15 protein-coding genes are annotated in these 19,077 nt (G+C 45.5%); 14 read left to right on the top strand and 1 reads right to left on the bottom strand.

Annotated elements, in window-relative coordinates; translation table 11 throughout:
- Both ACN5NT_RS02945 and ACN5NT_RS02950 read left to right on the top strand, forming a co-directional pair.
- Positions 1–780 (top strand): IPT/TIG domain-containing protein (locus ACN5NT_RS02945; protein ID WP_419174455.1); only part of this gene is annotated, 780 nt, incomplete at its 5' end.
- Between the two features lie 236 nt (positions 781–1,016).
- Positions 1,017–2,540, top strand: coding sequence for a hypothetical protein (locus tag ACN5NT_RS02950; protein WP_419174456.1), 1,524 nt, complete (start codon positions 1,017–1,019; stop codon positions 2,538–2,540).
- A 256-nt stretch (positions 2,541–2,796) separates the two neighbouring features.
- On the opposite strand, the gene ACN5NT_RS02955 is transcribed toward ACN5NT_RS02950, so the two are convergent.
- Entirely contained in the window at positions 2,797–4,296 is a 1,500-nt protein-coding gene (locus tag ACN5NT_RS02955) for an oligosaccharide flippase family protein (RefSeq protein WP_419174457.1), read from the bottom strand.
- 691 nt (positions 4,297–4,987) lie between these two features.
- Between ACN5NT_RS02955 and wecB the strand changes: the two genes are divergently transcribed.
- The 12 genes from wecB to ACN5NT_RS03015 all read left to right on the top strand — a co-directional run bounded on the left by wecB (position 4,988) and on the right by ACN5NT_RS03015 (position 19,065).
- On the top strand, positions 4,988–6,091 hold the full coding sequence (gene wecB, locus ACN5NT_RS02960; RefSeq protein ID WP_419174458.1) for a non-hydrolyzing UDP-N-acetylglucosamine 2-epimerase: 1,104 nt from the start codon (positions 4,988–4,990) through the stop codon (positions 6,089–6,091).
- A 141-nt stretch (positions 6,092–6,232) separates the two neighbouring features.
- A complete protein-coding gene (locus ACN5NT_RS02965; RefSeq protein ID WP_419174459.1) occupies positions 6,233–7,894 on the top strand; it encodes a Gfo/Idh/MocA family oxidoreductase in 1,662 nt (553 codons plus the stop codon).
- Between the two features lie 225 nt (positions 7,895–8,119).
- A complete protein-coding gene (locus ACN5NT_RS02970) occupies positions 8,120–9,121 on the top strand; it encodes an NAD-dependent epimerase/dehydratase family protein (RefSeq protein WP_419174460.1) in 1,002 nt (333 codons plus the stop codon).
- A 156-nt stretch (positions 9,122–9,277) separates the two neighbouring features.
- Positions 9,278–10,594: an NAD(P)/FAD-dependent oxidoreductase gene (locus ACN5NT_RS02975; RefSeq protein ID WP_419174461.1), complete on the top strand. Its 1,317-nt coding sequence runs from the start codon at positions 9,278–9,280 to the stop codon at positions 10,592–10,594.
- 1 nt (position 10,595) lies between these two features.
- Positions 10,596–11,723, top strand: a complete 1,128-nt coding sequence (locus tag ACN5NT_RS02980; protein WP_419174462.1) for a glycosyltransferase family 2 protein — start codon at positions 10,596–10,598, stop codon at positions 11,721–11,723.
- A gap of 8 nt (positions 11,724–11,731) precedes the next feature.
- Complete coding sequence (locus ACN5NT_RS02985) at positions 11,732–12,100, top strand: EamA family transporter (protein WP_419174463.1); 369 nt, start codon at positions 11,732–11,734, stop codon at positions 12,098–12,100.
- A 205-nt stretch (positions 12,101–12,305) separates the two neighbouring features.
- Entirely contained in the window at positions 12,306–13,346 is a 1,041-nt protein-coding gene (locus tag ACN5NT_RS02990) for a glycosyltransferase family 2 protein (protein WP_419174464.1), read from the top strand.
- A gap of 163 nt (positions 13,347–13,509) precedes the next feature.
- The gene (locus ACN5NT_RS02995; protein ID WP_419174465.1) at positions 13,510–14,667 is read left to right on the top strand and encodes a glycosyltransferase; all 1,158 of its coding nucleotides are present in this window, start codon (positions 13,510–13,512) and stop codon (positions 14,665–14,667) included.
- Positions 14,664–16,013 carry a phenylacetate--CoA ligase family protein gene (locus ACN5NT_RS03000; protein WP_419174466.1) on the top strand — a complete coding sequence of 450 codons (1,350 nt, stop codon included), beginning with the start codon at positions 14,664–14,666 and terminating at the stop codon, positions 16,011–16,013. The genes ACN5NT_RS02995 and ACN5NT_RS03000 overlap by 4 nt, the downstream gene beginning before the upstream one ends.
- A 42-nt stretch (positions 16,014–16,055) precedes the next feature.
- Complete coding sequence (locus ACN5NT_RS03005; protein WP_419174467.1) at positions 16,056–16,994, top strand: glycosyltransferase family 2 protein; 939 nt, start codon at positions 16,056–16,058, stop codon at positions 16,992–16,994.
- Positions 16,991–17,395 carry a GtrA family protein gene (locus ACN5NT_RS03010; protein ID WP_419174468.1) on the top strand — a complete coding sequence of 135 codons (405 nt, stop codon included), beginning with the start codon at positions 16,991–16,993 and terminating at the stop codon, positions 17,393–17,395. Before ACN5NT_RS03005 ends, ACN5NT_RS03010 begins: the two co-directional genes overlap by 4 nt.
- Positions 17,353–19,065 carry a glycosyltransferase family 39 protein gene (locus ACN5NT_RS03015; RefSeq protein WP_419174469.1) on the top strand — a complete coding sequence of 571 codons (1,713 nt, stop codon included), beginning with the start codon at positions 17,353–17,355 and terminating at the stop codon, positions 19,063–19,065. Before ACN5NT_RS03010 ends, ACN5NT_RS03015 begins: the two co-directional genes overlap by 43 nt.
- Positions 19,066–19,077: the final 12 nt, after the last annotated feature.

The raw sequence follows: 19,077 nt of genomic DNA on the forward strand, positions 1-19,077 counted from the left end.
CCCTCATCTGGCCCGGTCGAAGGAGGCACGGACATAGTGATAACCGGCAGCAATTTTCTCTCCGACTCAACGGTTACGGTCGGAGGCACCCTTGCCGATAACATTGTTATCGTCGATTCAGCCACCATCAACGCAGTAACACCGACAGGCACCGAGGGTAACGCCGATCTAGTGGTAACGACATCGGCCGGTTCCGCAACCCTGGCAGGTGGCTTCTCCTACACAACTGGCACAGGCAATATCCTGTTCAGTGACAATTTCTCTGATGGAGATGCACTCGGCTGGACTATTTCCCCACTTGGAAATGAAGCAGGCTGGAGCGTCGTTTCAGGAATCTACAGTTTTGACGGCAGCGGACATACGCAATCGTATACCGGGGATGCCGCCTGGCAGAATTATAACTTGCAGGTCGATTTTCAGCTTGATTCGCTGAGCAATTATCCTGGTGGAATCCGCGGGCGTATCGATCCCGCCACCGGTGCAGGATATGCGCTCTGGCTCTATCCGGCCGACGGTCGTATTATCCTCTGGAGGACAACTCAATGGCACGTGGACAGTCCGGGATTGGAGCAGCTGGCGAACGCATCAGGAATCAATTTCGGTGTCGGCACACAGCACACGATCGCCATGAATTTTACTAACAACGTGATCGAGGTGTATTTTGACGGTGAACTCCAATTCACTGTGGTGGATGACACGCTCAGCTCCGGCTTGATCGCGTTGGATGTTTCTAACCAGCCAATCAGCTTCGATAATGTTGTCGTAACCTTGTCGCAATGACAAGGATAGAGTACTGAGTAAAAGTGTTGCTTTATTTTAAAGGTCAAGACAACCGAACATTTAGTTGTCAGGCAGCGATCTCCATGTACGGCAACGCGGTGGAGTGGCACAAACAGCTGTACCACCTTACATATGCGAGGTCATTTCCTAATTTGACACAATCTTCATTAACAATGCGGTCTAGAAGAAGTCGTTCGACCATATTGAGCTGATACAACAGCATAAGAGGCAAAATAATGTCTATGAGAGTCTTTTTCCGACAACCGGGAACGATGATCGCTACGCTCATGATGTGTCAGTTAGCGCTGACACTGTATCTATCTTTCACACTCAACATATGGGTTGACGAATACTTTTCATTATTTGCCACCGAAGGCTCAATGAGAAGAGCCATCTGGCAATCTATTCACTTTGACTCTCAACCGCCGCTCTACTATTTTCTGTTGAACTTGTGGCGAATGGGTGACAGTTCCGTACTATTTGCCCGGCTATTTTCCGTCATAAGTGTCGCTCTGGCCACATATATCATCTACCTTCTCGCCTGCCGCTTGTGGGGGCAGTCTAAGGTTCTGCCGTTCTTCCCAATCCTTGTACTAAACCCTTACTTGATCTGGGCAGCGAGCGAGATCCGACTCTATGGTTTCCTTTTATTGGAATGCGCGCTGTTGATGTACTTTTTCCATAAAGCTTTTTTACATGATGATCGGCAGCACGCCACAAGGGACCGACTGGCCTTCTTTGCTTTGTCCTTGGCAATACTCTATACACAATATTATGCAGGATTTCTTCTGTTGGCCGGTGCTTTCGCATTAATGGTGCTGGGGCGTTGGCAGGAGTTAAAGGTGTATATTGTTGGTATGCTGGTGGTTGGCATTCTCTTTCTGCCGATGATAGGCGTGCTCTCCGGCCAGGTGCGCGAGGTCAGTCATACTGCCTCAGCAGCTGTTTCAGCACCGGGACTTACGGAAAGCGTGAAGCATGTGTACTGGCTGCTTCAGGGATTGCTGTTTCCCGACAACGGAATTGCTGGTTGGGCGGCCGTGAAGGATTGGATCGTTCTGCTGTTGGTGCTGTATCTGGTTTATCTGCTTGTGCGACACAAATCTTGTGTAATCACGCTTCCAAATATGTATTTGCTCACACTTTTGTTCGTACTAGCCGGCAGCTTCATCCTTATCTGCTGGAAACTTGGTATGTATTATACCCAGCGGCGTCATCTGGCCATACTGTTCTTTCCGCTTCTTGGTCTGTGGCTTGGTTATCTCTGCTCGATCAAGCAAAGGTGGCTTGGTTGGCTGCTTCTGGCAATATGCATGGCCACTTATGCGAATGCTCTCATGTATAAGTATGTACCTCCGGTAAAGTACGGAGATTGGGAGCGGGTCGCCGGGCACATTTCCAGCTCAAGTCATTATAATGCCCCCATTTTGGTTTTTCGAAATACAGGCGCCTTGCCGTTCTCCACTTATTTCAAACCGACTGCCAATATCATTCCTGTACCGAATGCATTCGGCTTGGATCATTTTGATGCTCAATCTCCTGTTCTCGAGAGTGAACAATTACTTATCGATATGGCAGAGAAGCTTGATAAATCTTCAAATCATTTCTGGCTGTTGACCTATGCAACCGGTTCTTGGCTCGGGGTTGATATCGGCGCGCGGTTTGTTGAACAATTTGTCGAAACACATTGCACAGTTATTGAGCAAAAGAAATTTGTTGGTACCAAGGTTCGTCTTGTCAGGTACAATCAGGCTCGTTAACCCTGTCTTTTGTCATAAGTTGGGCGCATACATTAACTCCTCTATTTATCCAACTCACCAATCTTTAAATTCCTCTAACATTATAAGGCTGAATCCGACCAGGTTTCATCACGTTTTTGATAGTCACAAAAAACGATACCGACTCTTGGATGCATCTCTATAAAACATATCAGTTCACTACGGTAGCGTTCAAGACTGGACTTGATTGAAAGAGTGGCGTCATCCTGAACCTTTTTGACGATCTCTGTCTTGCGGTCTATCGTCTAATCATACTAAGGAGCAGGTTCCTTTCCTTCCGGGAAAAAAAGAGAAAGGGAATGATAGATATATAAATTATGCCTGCGACTGCGGTAATTGCCATAATATCGAGATAGCTTGGTACGGTGAGCCGAGCCTGTGAGAGCCAGTAGGTAATAGCAAGGTAGAAAACGGAAAAACCGATGATGTTACCTAAACTGGCCAAATATTTCCAAAGCGGAAGGTCAATTTGCCGGCAAGCATACACCGGAATAAAAAAGATGCGTGCTATCAGCAGTGGAATTGCAGTTGCCACGGCAACCCCAAGAATTCCGTATCGCTGAATGAGAATAAGACTTAACATGAGATTCACCACACTTTCAACACTATTCAATATGGCTAGAAATCGATGCCGATTGATCGCATACAACAGGTTATCAAGCGGATTGACAATGATTTGCACCATTATGGCGAGCACCAAAGTTATCAGTACCGGATAGGCATCTGTGTAATCGGTCCCCATCCACTTGATAATGAATGCCTTGCCTGCAATGATGATTATCCCTCCTCCAAAAATGGCAAGAATGGTGTTGACGCGAGTGACAAACAACAATTTTTCCCGAATAGCGGCCTGGTCGTTTCGCGCGTGATATCTGGTGAACACGGGGGTCATCATATTGGTAGCTTTATAGACCAAGGTCCGAAAGTATTCCGCCAAACGAGCACCAATAAAATAGTGGGTCACGGCTGAGGCTGAAAGGATACCTCCAATAACCAATGAATCAACACGGAACCGCATTTGATTGGCTATCTGGGTCAAGAATGCCCAAATACTATAGGTAAAGAGTTCTTTGACTTCGGATTTTCGGAAAAATCGGATATCGATTTTTAGTTTTTTAAACAAATGCTTTGCCACAAAAAAGAACATGACATTACTGAGTTGGTTGGAGCAAAGAGAGATTATCGACAATGTCAGAATGCCATAGCCATGGCTAAGAAAATACAACACAGCCATTGTTCTTAAACTAAAGGAGATGAAGTGGGAATAGGTAAGCAGATCATAGCGAAGGTAGGCCTGAATGATTCCAGCAAAGGCCTTGAAGGGAAACTCAAGGGCCATGCTAAGCCCCATGACCACGATAATTACCCTAATCAGACGCAGATCCTCGGGCGAGGCAATGAACACGTTGGTGAAGAATGCAAGGATAGCTGCCACAACAAGGATGAACACGGCTATGAGACTATAGATCACCAGAGAGGTATTGATGATGATGTTGGCTTGCTCGTATTCCTGTTTTTCAATGGAGGTCGTGACATACCGGGTGACGGCAAAAGCCAGACCGAAATCGAGAAGATAATAGTATCCTGCGAAACTGCCGACAATAACCCAGATACCATACCAATGGTCCCCCAACTGGCCCACGATGAACGGCATCATGAAAAATGACACGGCAATGTTGAATATCAAAAAGAGCGTTCTCGCTACCGAGCTTTTAAAAAGTGTTCGAGGAATATTCATACTTGTTTTGAAATTGTTGTGATCGGTGTGGCTAGAGTCTCGTAATTTAATCTAGATAAATGAGAAATTGCACAGCAGACATGTGACTGCTATTCCGTGGGAAAAATTTTCTCAAGAAAGAAAATAGCCAGGAAAAAATGGTCTTTTCGGGAGAGGTATTACATAGCATTCGTGTTAACTGGTAACAGTTGTACGACTGGATTCCCAACTAAAGCCAAGCCCGAACTAATCCATTATCTGCTTCAAGCATGCAGAATTCAAGCACTCATTCGCTTTGGAACAACCTTTCCCCTTGTGTTCTTTTTTTGGGCTCCTCGACGTTTTGAGTGGAAAACCGCTAAAACAGATGGCGTCGGGTCATAACCCAAACATCTCGAATACAACCAGTTACCAACACAAAGCACGAATCTTCTTCCAGGCTGCCTAGAACCTTCGAGCGTAAGTTAGTAAATTCGCCCCCCCCCCCGTGCCCTCACATGTTTTGCTCTCTCAATCAACCCTTTTGCCAGATTGAGAAGGGATTGATTGAGAGAGCAAAACATGTCTTAATCCATAGGAAATGTCGAAGCACTTTTTTTGCTAGGATTACACTTTTTTCCTAGCATTTCAATTCTTTTTTTGTTGTACTCAAGGTGTTAGGGACGTCCTCAAGCAACTAGAAATCAGCGTAAACTGGAGACGGAAGAATCAAGTGAATATCGTCACGATCATAGGAGCACGCCCTCAATTCATCAAAGCATCGGTGGTCAACTCTGAAATCAGGAAAAGATCTGAAAATCGTGACCTAGGTCATACTCGAGAGATCATAGTTCACACCGGCCAGCACTACGATTACAACATGAGTCGGGTGTTTTTTGACGAGCTGGACATACCGGAACCTCACTATCATCTGGAGGTAGGATCCGGCAGTCATGGGAGCATGACTGCCGGGATGATAAGCAAAATCGAGGAAGTCCTGAACGTTGAGCATCCGGACTGGGTTCTTGTCTACGGCGACACAAACTCAACGCTTGCCGGTGCGATAGTGGCCGCAAAAATGCACATCCCTATTGCCCATGTCGAGGCGGGCTTACGAAGCTTTAACAAACGAATGCCGGAAGAACTCAACAGGGTCCTAACTGATCATATGTCCGAGGCCCTCTTTACTCCGACAGAAATCGCAACAGCCAATCTCGTAAGGGAGGGAATTACCGAGGGAGTTATATTAACCGGCGATGTGATGTTCGATGCCTTCCTGCAATTCAAAGAGAAGGCGGCCGCCCGCTCCCGGATTCTAGATACACTTGACCTGTCCTCCGGCTCGTATTGCCTTGCCACCGTCCATCGTCAGGAGAATACCGATGACCGCCGGAGACTCACCAACATTTTCAGCGCACTCAAAGAGCTCTCGTATGGTGGACAGCAGATAGTACTGCCGCTGCACCCTCGCACTCGTAAAGCATTAGAACAAAACGATATCTGCATTGATGACAATACAGGCATACGAGTGATAGAGGCGGTCGGGTATCTGGACATGATTCACCTGGAGGCAAATGCCGGCTTGATATGCACCGATTCGGGCGGGGTCCAAAAAGAGGCTTATTTCGCTGGCGTTCCTTGCATAACGCTCCGTGACGAAACCGAATGGGTTGAGACGGTGGAAGCGGGAGCAAATATTCTGGCCGGGGCGGAAAAGCAGGCCATCCTCGATGCCTGCACACTGGCTCGAAATACCAATGTGACAGTGCAGCCCGGTCTTTACGGCAACGGTGATGCAGCAGCCAAAATCGTTGATAGCTTTGATGCAGGACATTGAATTTGCACTACAATCCTTTCTCTTTTAAACATAACAGGATTCGGAGGATTCTCAGTCTGCCTAGGCATTCTTACCCCAAAATAGCCAAGCAGAAGAGAATTACCGAGATACTTGATAGCATTATACGGTCAGGGGGGGCAAATGGATACAATATCAGATTATAAACTACCTTCGGTGGCAGTTATCGGAACTGGATACTGGGGGAAAAATCTCGTCCGTAATTTTCACCAGCTCGGAGCGTTGAAGCTCATCTACGACAAGAGTGTGCCGGTACTCAGTTCACTCAAGGAGCAGTATAGTGGTGTCGACACCTGCCGCTCCTTAAACCAAGTGTTGGAGCGTGAAGATATCAAGGGCATAGTCATTGCCACTCCGGCTGAAACCCATTTTCAGGTGGCGCACAAAGCACTGCTCGCCGGCAAACATGTTCTTATTGAAAAACCGTTGGTATTACACGAAGCGGAAGGCATAAAACTTATAAAAATAGCGCAAGACAAGGGGCTCACCCTCATGGTCGGCCACCTTTTGCAATACCATCCAGCCTTTATCAAACTCAAAGACATGGTTATGTCCGGCGATTTGGGACGCGTGGATTACATTTATTCCAACCGGCTCAATTTTGGAAAAATTCGTCGTGAAGAGAACATCCTCTGGTCATTTGCACCGCACGATATTTCTATGATTCTATCGTTGTCGGGAGAGGATCCGGAAAACATCATGACAACAGGCGGATATTACCTGCATCAACGTATTGCCGATGTCACGACAACTCATTTCGGATTTGCCAGCGGCCTGAATGCTCACATTTTTGTATCCTGGCTCCACCCTTTTAAGGAGCAGAAGCTGGTGGTTGTAGGCGAAAGGAAGATGGCGGTGTTTGACGACACCAAACCCTGGCCTGACAAACTTCTCACCTACCCCCATCAGATGCAATGGGTAAATGGATTCCCCACACCAGAAAAAGCGGAAGCAGAACGGGTGGATATTCCGCAGGATGAACCATTGCGTCGTGAGTGCATCCACTTTCTGGAATGTATTGCCACCGGCAAACAGCCGATTACGGATGGGTACGAAGGGCTTCGGGTATTACGTATTCTGAACGCAAGTCAACGCTCACTGGATGAGCATGGGCAAAAGGTACGTATAGACGGCACGCTGGTGGTAAGAGAACGCAGAGCCTCCGACCGGCGACAACACCTTTCCTCCAAGCACACCACAACTGGCGATATCCAGGTCCATGAAACAGCTATCATCGATGAGGGGGTCGAGATAAGCAACGGAACAAAAGTATGGCATTTTTCCCATATATTATCTGGATCAGAACTTGGCGAGAAGTGCAACATCGGGCAAAATGTGGTGATCGGTCCTGATGTCAGGATCGGAAAAGAATGCAAAATTCAGAACAACGTATCCGTCTATAAAGGCGTGACCCTGGAAGACGGTGTTTTTTGTGGTCCTTCCATGGTCTTTACCAACATCACCAATCCCCGGGCCGAACTCTCCAAAATGGATCAGGCTCAACCCACATTGATCAAGCAAGGAGCGACCATAGGCGCCAATGCTACCGTCGTCTGCGGTAACGTTGTAGGTCGTTACAGTTTTATCGGGGCGGGTGCGGTGGTCACTCGCAAAGTCCCTGATCATGCTCTGGTTGTCGGGAACCCTGCCAAGGTAATCGGGTGGGTGTGCAAATGCGGCGAGAGGCTTGCTGAAGATCTCGCATGCAGTTTCTGTAACAAAAAATACGATCAAACGCCAGAAGGGTTGGAACTTACAGCGACTGATCATTCTGTCTCTAATTAGTACCCTAAAAAAAATATTTTTCTTCTCAAGCGAGGCTTGTGAGAAATTTCGCCGAAGGCATTCAACTGATATTCCAAGGCTAAATTTTCTGACAATGATGGGGTAGGCGAATATGCCGTTTCTGGATGGGACTCACCTACTCTTTTGATACGATGTGAGATTCGCGGGTTCTCACGATAACCCACCACATAGAATAATCAGACCACGGATAAAAAGGTGGAATATATGAAACGTGTATTGATAACCGGTGTTGCCGGAATGATCGGTTCACATCTGCTGGATGCTCTTCTGGAGAACAATAAATATATTGTTATCGGTATCGACAATTTTTCCTATGGAAAAAAAGCCAATATCAGTCACCACCTCCAAGACCCTCGTTTTACGTTTTATCGAGTCGACATAAGCGACTTTGAGACACTCAAAATTCTTACGCGCGACGTTGACATAATTGTTCATTTGGCTGCGGTAAAAAAAATAGGCGAGGCTGACTCCAGCATGGATACGTTGAGGGTCAATGAACACGGCACGAGAAATATCCTGGAGGTTGCCCGGATGTGGGGATGTAAGGTGTTTTTTGCTTCAACGTCGGATGTCTACGGCATGTCCCCTGACCTCCCGTTTCGCGAAGATGGTGACTTGCTGCTTGGCCCGAGCATGATCAAACGCTGGAGCTATGCTGTTTCAAAACTTTACAGCGAGCAAATGGCTTTCGCGTATTACAAGGATTACGGGGTACCTATAGTGGTAATCCGTTATTTTGGCGGGTTCAGTCCGCGCTCCAGTTTCTCCTGGTCGGGAGGCCACATCCCGATTTTTGTCGACGCGGTTTTAAAAGATCGGGAAGTTCCCATTCATGGTGATGGCTCACAATCGAGGTCTATGGCATATGTCGACGACCTGATCAGTGGTTCGCTGCAGGCAATGGAAAATGAAAAAGCGGTTGGAGAGATAATCAACCTGGGAAATGATGAAGAGTTGAGTGTGCTGGACTCTGCCAGGCTCATTCATGAGATAGCGGAGACGGGTCTTGAACTGAAGCTCAAGTTTATTCCCATGGAGGAGGTTTTCGGTAAAAAATATAAGGATATTTTGCGCCGGCGACCTGATCTCACCAAAGCCAAGCGATTACTGGATTACGAGCCTAGGATAACTATGCGGGAAGCAATCAGGAAAACCATCGAGGTCAGGCGCAGAGACCTGGAGACAACTGCCGCGTATGTCGCCTGACGTGAGCCCCTGCACCCGTCACATGATGTGGGACAGGCTGCCGCGCTTACCTTTCGAAGTACCGAAGATACTTAAACGAATGGACTGGATCTGCTTTATAGCCGATAACCAATGGCCATCCAGCAACAATCAATACTTAACACATTGGAAAAGAGCATGAAGGTTGCGGTAATTGGTGGTGGAATGATGGGATTGGCAAGTGCCTTCTACTTGTCGCAACGGGGCTATAACGTAACCCTTTTCGAAAAAGAACAGGAGATTGGCGGGCTCTCGAAAGCCGAGGAGTTGATTCCCGGTTTTAGCTGGGATCGTTTTTATCATGTTATCCTGTCAACAGATTCGGAGTTGCTGGGGTTTATCGATGAAATCGGTTTATCCCTCGACGTCCGTTTCACTGAAACGAAAACAGGTTTTTTTACCAACGGTCGGTTGCATTCGATGAGCACCACCCTTGAGTTCCTCCGATTCAAGCCCCTCTCCCTTTGGGAAAAGCTTCGATTGGGCGCCGGGATTTTCTATGCTTCGAAGATCCGCAATTCATCCAGGCTGGAGAAGCTGTATGCAAAAAACTGGCTGATCACGGTATTCGGGCGACGTATCTACGAGAAAATATGGGATCCGCTGCTGAGATCAAAGTTCGGTGCGGCCAAAGACCACGCCTCCGGCAGCTTTATCTGGTCATGTATTACCCGTTACTACGGCACCCGCGAGAAAACCTCGAAAAAGGAGATGATGGGAGTCGTCCGAGGTGGCTATTGTTCAATTCTTGACAGCATAAAGAGCCGGTTGCTTGACAACGGTGTGGAAGTCCACCAATCCAGGGGGATTCAGAAAATCGTCGCGACCGCAAGCGACCATATTTCTCTAATCGACAGTACCGGGCATGCTCATCGATTCAACAAAGTCTTGTCGACTATTCCAAACCCCGAGCTGATCCGGCTATGGCCTGACATGCCCAATGCGTATAGAGAAAAACTGGGTTCAGTGGACTATTTGCGCCTGATCTGCACCAACCTTGTGCTCAAGAAATCGTTGAGTCCGTATTACGTGACGAACCTGACGGATCCTGGCTTTCCATTTACCGGTTTTATCGATGCTACAAACATCATTCCACCCGCAACACTCAACGGCAATGCATTGATTTACCTGCCGCGATATCTGCCTCCGGACGATCCCTACTATCAGCGCTCCGATAAAGAAGTCCTGGAGGATTTCCTCGCCGGAGTTCGCCGAATCTTTCCAGCTTTTTCCCGAGACGATATCGTCGCTACTGCCATTCATCGGGAACCGTATGTTCAACCTATCCAAAAAATCAATTATTCTCAAATGGTGCCTAGCATGAAGACACCGATGAAAAACCTCTTCCTGGTAAACACCACCATGATTGTCAATTCGACCCTCAACAATAACCAAGTTATCAAACTCGCCAGGCAGGCTGCCGATCTGCTTGCCGGCCAGTCAGGAGATGATTGACATGGCCACCCTCAAAAGCCTGTCGCACGATCGCAGCAGAAATATAAACAGGAAGGACGAGGCAAAAAACATACCTCTGCTCAGTGTTATCGTCCCAGGATATAATGAAGCTGAGATAATCGAGAAAAGTCTCGAAATCCTTCATCAATATCTGAGTATCAATGAGTATCGGTTCCACTGGGAACTCCTCGTCATCAATGATGGGAGTACAGACAACACCGGAGAACTGGCCGAACGTTTCGCCGGCCATCATGCCAATGTGCGCGTGCTGCACCACGCCGTCAATTTCAATCTGGGCCAGGCGTTGAGATACGCCTTCAACGAATCACAGGGCGACTATGTCGTCACCCTGGATATTGACCTGAGCTATGCCCCTGAGCATATCGGCGCCATGTTCGAAGCCATTGTGCGGGAACATGCGAAAATAGTCATCGCCTCGCCGTACATGGAAGGAGGGAAGGTTGCCAATGTTCCCAGGATCCGCAAATTCTTGAGTATCAACGCAAATAGATTCCTTTCAGCAACATCGGAGGAGGATCTCGCCACCTTGACCGGCATGGTGCGAATCTATGATGGAACGTTTCTCAGGAACCTGAGTCTGAGGTCGATGGACGTTTCCATCCATGCCGAAATACTGTATAAAGCGATTCTGCTCGGCGCCCGTATCATAGAGATCCCCGCAACACTTGACTGGAATCCAACAAACGATCAGAACTTCAATAGAAGTTCGAGCATGAAAATCCGAAAGAGTATCTTTGCCTACCTCTTTTCCGGATTCATGTTCAAACCGTTTATTTTCTTCATCCTGCCCGGGCTCCTTTTCCTGCTGCTCTCGTTCTATTCGACCTTCTGGGTCTTTGCACATACTTTTAGGAACCTGCCGCTGGTACAACACCTTGGCAATTCCTACACCACTCGTTTTTCGGCAGCTGTAGCCGAGGCCTTTCAGCAGGCCCCCCATACCTTCATCATAGCAGGCATAGCGCTGATGCTTGCCATCCAGCTGATAAGTCTCGGGGTACTCTCCATGCAAAACAAGAGATACTTTGAGGAACTGTTCTATCTAGGGACGGATATTTATAAGACAAACAAACACGCCAAATCACACCACGGGTCGAAATACAATTAGGGTGATATATGAAAGCATTATCGATTAGTTGCCTACTGACCAGTATCCTTATGGGAGCGATTGGTCAGGTTTGGATAAAAAAGGGTTTGAACAGTATTACCGATCTCAACTTTGCCAACGGCATAATTCACTCCTATTTAAAGATCTTTTTCTCCTCCTATGTTATGCTAGGCCTAACGCTTTACGCATCGGGCGTTTTTTTCTGGCTCTATGGCCTTTCCAAGGTCCCACTGAGCTTTGCCTTCCCCTTCGTCAGTTTGAGCTATGTGCTGGTGTTTTTCTTGAGCTGGTTTTATCTGGGCGAGCACATCTCAATGCTCAGATGGACAGGACTCTGCACCATCTGTCTTGGGGTTTTCATTGTAAGCATGACCTGAGGGAAAGCGAGTTTTCATCCATGAAGCACTGTGGCACGAAATCAAAAACAACCCGTTACCATCCACTGAATGAAAGCGACGGCATAGAGCAATGAACGCACTCTATTATGAAAGTATTTTTTTCTTCAGCATGTTAATGATATTATATGTTTACATCGGTTATCCGTTCTGTATCTGGCTGCTGTCAAGGCTCCTGGGGCGACACGTGAACAAGACCGCGATGGAACCACGGGTCAGCATTCTCATAGCAGCCTTCAATGAAGAAGAACATATCGGCCAAACTATTGCGAATAAGCTCCAGCTGGATTACCCGAAGGATAAATTGCAGATAATCGTTGTCACAGACGATTCAACCGACGGGACAGATGAGATCGTCAATAGCTTTACCGAAGAAAACGTGACCCTCCTGCGCCAGGAACCGCGGGCCGGCAAGACTTCGGCTCTCAATTTGGCAATTCCCCATGCCAATGGAGATGTCCTCGTTTTCTCGGATGCAAACTCTATTTACGCCGCCGATTCCCTGAGACATATCGTGGCCAATTTTCATGACCCACAGGTAGGATATGTTACAGGAAAGATGATCTATACCAATCCGGACGGCACTCCAGTCGGTGATGGCTGTTCGGCATATATGAAATATGAAAATTTCCTGCGAGGTCTGGAAACACAGATAGGCTCCGTGATCGGCGTCGACGGTGGTATCGATGCCATGCGAAAGGATCTGTACCGTAACCTGACCCCAGACCAACTTCCGGATTTCGTGCAACCTCTCAAAGTGATTGAACAGGGGTATCGAGTTGTCTATGAACCCGAGGCGATCTTGAAAGAATCAGCACTGTCACAATCCAGAGAAGAATATCAGATGAGAGTTCGGGTATCACTCCGCTCATTATGGGCTCTGTACGATATGCGCCCCCTTCTCTTCGGAAAAGCCGGTCTGGTCTTCGCCTGGCAGCTCTGGTCGCATAAGCTACTTCGATATCTAGTTTTTTTGTTTTTACTGGGAGCACTTGTTACTAACAGCCTGCTTTGGACTGATGCATTCATCTACAAAGTAGTTTTCGTTACGCAAACAGCATGCTATGCAGGGGGCTTTTTCTCACTTCTATTCGAAAAAACCAGGATGCAGCTTAACCGTTTACATTTTCTTCATTATTTTATTCTTTTGAATACTGCAGCAGCCCATGCTGCAATAAAATTCATATTAGGAAAAAAACAGGTTATGTGGACACCTCGAAAAGGTTGAAATGAGTTAGGATTATTGACAAGGCTAATCCATTTTGATAGTTAAATAAAGGATTGTTGCTTAACAAACTTTCTATAAACTCATTAGAATCGCCTGATTCTACCTGTAACAAGTCATTACGGACGTGATATTTTGCGTTCATATAATAGCAGGGATAATAGAGATGGGAAGAAGAGAGTGGAAAGAAGCACAGATACGAATCGCTTTTCTAATTGATTCAATTACCTGTGATACCGCAGGTACACAAAAACAATTGCTCGAGACAATCCGTCGCTTGGATCGCGAGCGCTTCGCCCCGTATCTTATCTGTCTTTCGAACTCTGAATGGCTCACCCAGAACAGCCCCCCCTGTCCCTGTATAATTTTGGGGTATCAGGGCTTCTTAAAATGGAGCTTCCCTACCGTCATAAAAAAGCTTACCCAAGTGATAAGGGAGAGACGGCTTCAAATCATTCAGACATTTTTTGAAGATTCGATTTTCGTTGGTTTTTTAGGTAAATTATTTACCGGGAATTCCTTGGTGTTACTATCAAGCCGGCGTGATATGGGGCTTGGAAACGAAAACAGCCCCTGGTATCATTCTCTTTTCACAATAGCATTACCATATGTTAATCGATCTTTCGCAGGAATAATCGCCAATAGCGAGCAAGTTCGGCTTTACGTCGCAGAACGAGAAAAAACCGTACCTGATAAGATAAAAGTCATTCCCAACGGGATCTCTGTTCCTGACAAATCCGATCATTCTCCACCTATCTTCTCGACGAATAGCAATGTCATCTGGATAGGAATGGTCGCCAGTTTAACACCGGTAAAACGTCATGATGTACTGATAAGGGCTGTCGCTGAACTGCAGTGTTTGGGTACCCAACAGGAATTCAGAGTTCTGCTGATTGGAGAGGGGCCTGAGCTTGAACACTTGAGCAACTTGGTAAAACATTATGATCTCAAGAATCAAATTTATTTTACCGGGTCGGTTAAAACAGTCCCAGCATATCTCCACAATCTTGATATAGGCGTTCTTTGTTCAGATCGTGAAGGGCTGTCAAATGCCATCCTCGAGTATATGGCCTGTGGCTTACCAATCGTCGCCACTACTGTCGGAGGCAATATCGAACTGGTCAATCATGAAAATGGTATTTGCTGTCCGGCCGGAGATTATCGAGCCATTGGACAGGCACTGCATAGATTGATTGAAAATCCAGATCTGCGACATAGACTTGGAGCCGAATCTTTAAAGAAAATTGAAAGGTCTTTTTCCTGGATTAAGACTATTGCTGAAACTGAAAAGTATTACCGATCATTAGTGAGAATAGAAATATGATTTTTCCATTGTTGAGACGACATTTCCTCGAACCACTTTACATAATGAAATCGGGGAGTGCTAAACTTTCGTATTGGCGAAGATTAGAAGAATCTCAATTCTACTCCAGAAACCAGCTTGAGGAGATTCAGTGGAGCCGCTTGCAAAAATTGTGGCGATTTCTATGGCGTGAGAATGGATTTTATCAAAAACAATTCCAAAATGCCGGCTTGAAAGAAAATGATCTTAAAGGACCTGAAGATATTAGACGATTACCAATTTTGACCAAGAAAGAGATCCTTCGTCAAGGACATGCCATGCTCTCAACCGGTTACCAGCCGAATAGACTGCTCAACTTTAAGACTGGAGGGTCCACCGGGAAAGCTCTGGAAATACTTATAACAGAAGAGTGCAGTGAATTAAGAAATGCTTGTGCCAGACGTCATGATCGCTGGACAGGATGGGAACCCGGAGAGCAGATAGGTGCAGTGTGGGGTAATCCTAAATTGCCCAAGACATTACGTGCCAAACTACTTAATGCCTGCGTCCAGCCTTATATTTACCTGGATACAATGGCAGTGACAGATGAATCGGTTCAAGAATTTGCGAAAACATGGGATAATAACAAGCCAACTCTGTTGTTTGGTCATGCTCATTCACTCTACATAGTAGCTAAGTATATTAAGAGACTAAAAATCGATACTATACGGCCAGTTGGAATCCTTTCAACCTCAATGATGTTGCTTCCCCATGAGCGAACGATGATTGAAAGAGTTTTCAACTGTAGCGTAACTGACAGATATGGTTGCGAGGAAGTGAGCCTTATCGCGTGCGAATGTGAAAAACATAATGGTATGCACATGAACATCGAGCACCTGGTTATCGAGTTTATACGAGAGGATGGATCGCATGCAGGTCCAGGAGAACCAGGTCGAATTGTAGTCACTGATTTGATGAATAGGGCTATGCCTTTTGTCCGCTACGAGGTGGAAGATGTTGGTGTGTTCTTTGATCAGGACTGTACCTGTGGTCGAGGCCTACCGTTGATGGGGAAAGTAACTGGCCGCGTGGCGGATTTTCTGTTAAAGCGGGACGGTACAAGAGTAGCTGGAGTTTCACTCATTGAAAACACTCTGACCAGGATACCCGGCATAGAGCAGATGCAGATAGTTCAGGAAGACCTTGATTCTTTTAATCTGAATATTGTCCCAGGTAAAAGCTATGGCCACTCGCAAGCCAACGAGCTTGAACGTTATTTCCAGACTTTGTTTGGGGATTCCCTCCGAATTAATATTCGGGTAACCGATGAAATAAAACCCGAAAAATCGGGTAAATACCGATTCTCCATTTGCAAAATTGATCACTGATGACCTATTTCTCATTACTGAGTACATGAGTAAGGGGTGAGGATGAGTACTGTAATAAGTGTTGTCGTCCCGTTGTATAACGAAGAACTTGTCATATCCGAAATGTATAGGCGCCTAAAAGAGGTTCTGGATAAGTGCGCAAGTGATCGATATGAAATTATCTTGATTGACGATGGTAGTCATGATGGTACTCTCAATCTGGCCAAGGACCTCTGTGACCAAGACGCTAATGTAAAATTATTAAGTTTCTCCCGAAATTTTGGCCACCAGATAGCAATAACTGCAGGCATGGATCGGGCCATTGGTGATGCAATCGTGATCATCGATGCTGATCTTCAAGACCCACCGGATGTGATCCCGGAAATGATGGAAAAATGGCGGAACGGATATCAAGTCGTTTATGGTATTCGTTTGAGCCGTAAAGGGGAAAGTTGGTTTAAGCGATTTACTGCAGCAGCTTTCTATCGCATTCTGAAAAAGGTAACATCTGTTGAAATACCAGTGGATACTGGAGACTTCCGATTGATCGACAAAAAAGTGCTGCGAGAATTTAACCAAATGCGTGAGCAAGCTCGCTTTGTACGTGGAATGGTCAGTTGGGTTGGTTATCGTCAGGGAGAAATCTATTATAGTCGTAATGAACGATGGGCTGGGGAGACGAAATATCCTTTCAGGAAAATGCTTAAGTTTGCGATTGATGGGATGTTATCTTTTTCACATATTCCCCTTAAACTATCCTCTGCCTTCGGATTACTGAGTGCTGTATTTAGTTTTTTTATGATCGCTTACGGATTAATTATAAAATACTTCTTCCCAGCACATGCTATTCCTGGCTGGGCCTCACTTTTTTCAGCAATTCTTTTTATTGGTGGGGTACAGCTATTCTGCCTGGGAGTCATAGGTGAATATATTGGGCGAATGTATGAAGAGTTAAAAAAGCGACCGCTTTATATCATCAATGAAGAAATAAACTTCAAATGAAAACTAGCTTTCAATTAGTGAGATTTGCCTTCATTGGGGCATTGAACACTATAATCCACTACCTTATATTCATTTTACTTTTTAGGGCATTAGGATTTGCAATGATTACCGCATCAGTCATCGGGTACTTCTCCGGCATGATAAACAGCTTTATATTGAACAGAAGATGGACTTTTCAATTATCAGGACCAGGATATGGTAGTGAATTCATTAAATTTGCGGCAGTTAATATTGTGTCATTGGGGATAAATATTCTCTTCCTTCAAATGTTAGTGTCCTTTTTTGATATCTTACCGGAGATCTCCCAAGTAATGGCTATTATTGTCGCCCTATCGGTAAATTTTTCAGGAAACAAATATTGGACATTTCAACACAAAAGCCCGAGGCGCGGGGATTTATGATAAGATCTCTACAAATTTTAGAAAACAAACTGGATCTAACTTCCGACTTGAGCAGATTCCTGATCCTGTTTTCTTTCTTTCTTTTGTCATTTTTACTAAAATTTTCTCTTATCAAGGTAGGATCGCCATTTGTTACTATTGATGACATAACGACCTTTGAAGGAGGCTTTTTAGTGTGGTTCGGTCAATCACCGCCACAACATATGTACCTTGAAAGCTGGATATGTGGTCTTTGTTCCCTTTCTACATATGTATTTAAAATGGTTTCATCGGGTAATGTGGATGCCATCAGTTTTAATCTGGTCGCAGACGCTTACCGTGATTTTTATGGTCGACCAGATGAATATGTCCATAACTATAGAATTCTGGTGATCCTTATTGATATGGCAACAGGTTACCTTGTTTACTGTGTGGGAAAACAAGTACTCGGAAATTGTTGGCAAGGGTGGGCAGCAGTTCTGGTTTGTTTAAGCTATCTCCTATCGTATAACACTTTCTGGTGTGATATTGTTGCTCGACCAGATTCATTTGTCGTCTTTTTCAGCACCCTAGGATTGTATTTTTATTACAAATCAGTATTTGGCAAGCGACTTGGATGGTTTCTCGCCGCAGCAGTTGCATTCGGGTTGGCGGCAGGCATGAAGTTGCATGGGGCATTTTTTACAATCTTTATTGCACTCGACTTATTCCGTTTTCACGGACTGCGTAAGGGATTTGGCAATATCGTTATTTTTGTATGCGTTTCCATCTTCTTTTTCTGTTTTGCTGCGGGATCTCTATTTGCGGATCCATTAACATATATCAAACTTCGAATGGCAAATGTGAAAGATGATGTTTCTCCGTGGATCAACTGGGGAGAACAGTTCATCTCAATTTTTAATGGAACAGGATGGCTAATAGTCCCGGGAGTTTTGGGCGCGTTCGTGTTTGCTATGTTTAATTGGAACAGCATCGATGGCCCGAACGAGAAAATGAAGAGTATCATTCTGCAATCAATGTGTTGGCTTACTCTATTTGCCAGTATCCGTCAATTGCGAGCTTATTGGATGTTACCGGCGCTCCCCCTCTTTTATTCTGCTGCGGTTTACGGTTTAAGTCGTGTACCAAGACGGAGTATTACGGCAACATTAGCAATCTTTTCTGTTGTAATCCTGACTATCCAGTCCTATGCCCAGGCACGAGATTTTAAGCGCGTCGATTTTGGTCAACTGCGGAGTTGGATTCAGGATAATGCCTTTGAAAAACCATTTTACATTATAGGCTTCGAATCGGTGATTCTTCCCAAGAATACTATCTGTATTAGAAATAGAACTACAGGCATTCGTAGATCTATGTCTAATTCGTTAGCAGCAGGTTTACCATTTACCCTCCGTTATCTTAAATACTGGGAGGAACGCTCACAGTTAGTCTTGTTTGATATGCTCGATCAGAGATATGATTCTGGCTATGAGTACTATTCTTTTTATCGAACTCCGCTTGATGCATACTCCGACATTATTGATATCGAGGATATGCACTATATTCTTCTACAAGAACATTTCCCAATATCTGGGCAATTGGAATTATCTGGATATATTCAAAAGCATTTTACGGAAATTGCAGAATTGACAGGTGCCGGTGGCGGCGGAACCGGATTAAAATATAAAGTCTTAGAGCGAATACCACTTTGAATCAGACTAAAA

Source organism: Desulfosediminicola sp., assembly GCF_048381775.1.
Classification (GTDB): domain Bacteria; phylum Desulfobacterota; class Desulfobulbia; order Desulfobulbales; family Desulfocapsaceae; genus Desulfopila; species Desulfopila ganghwensis.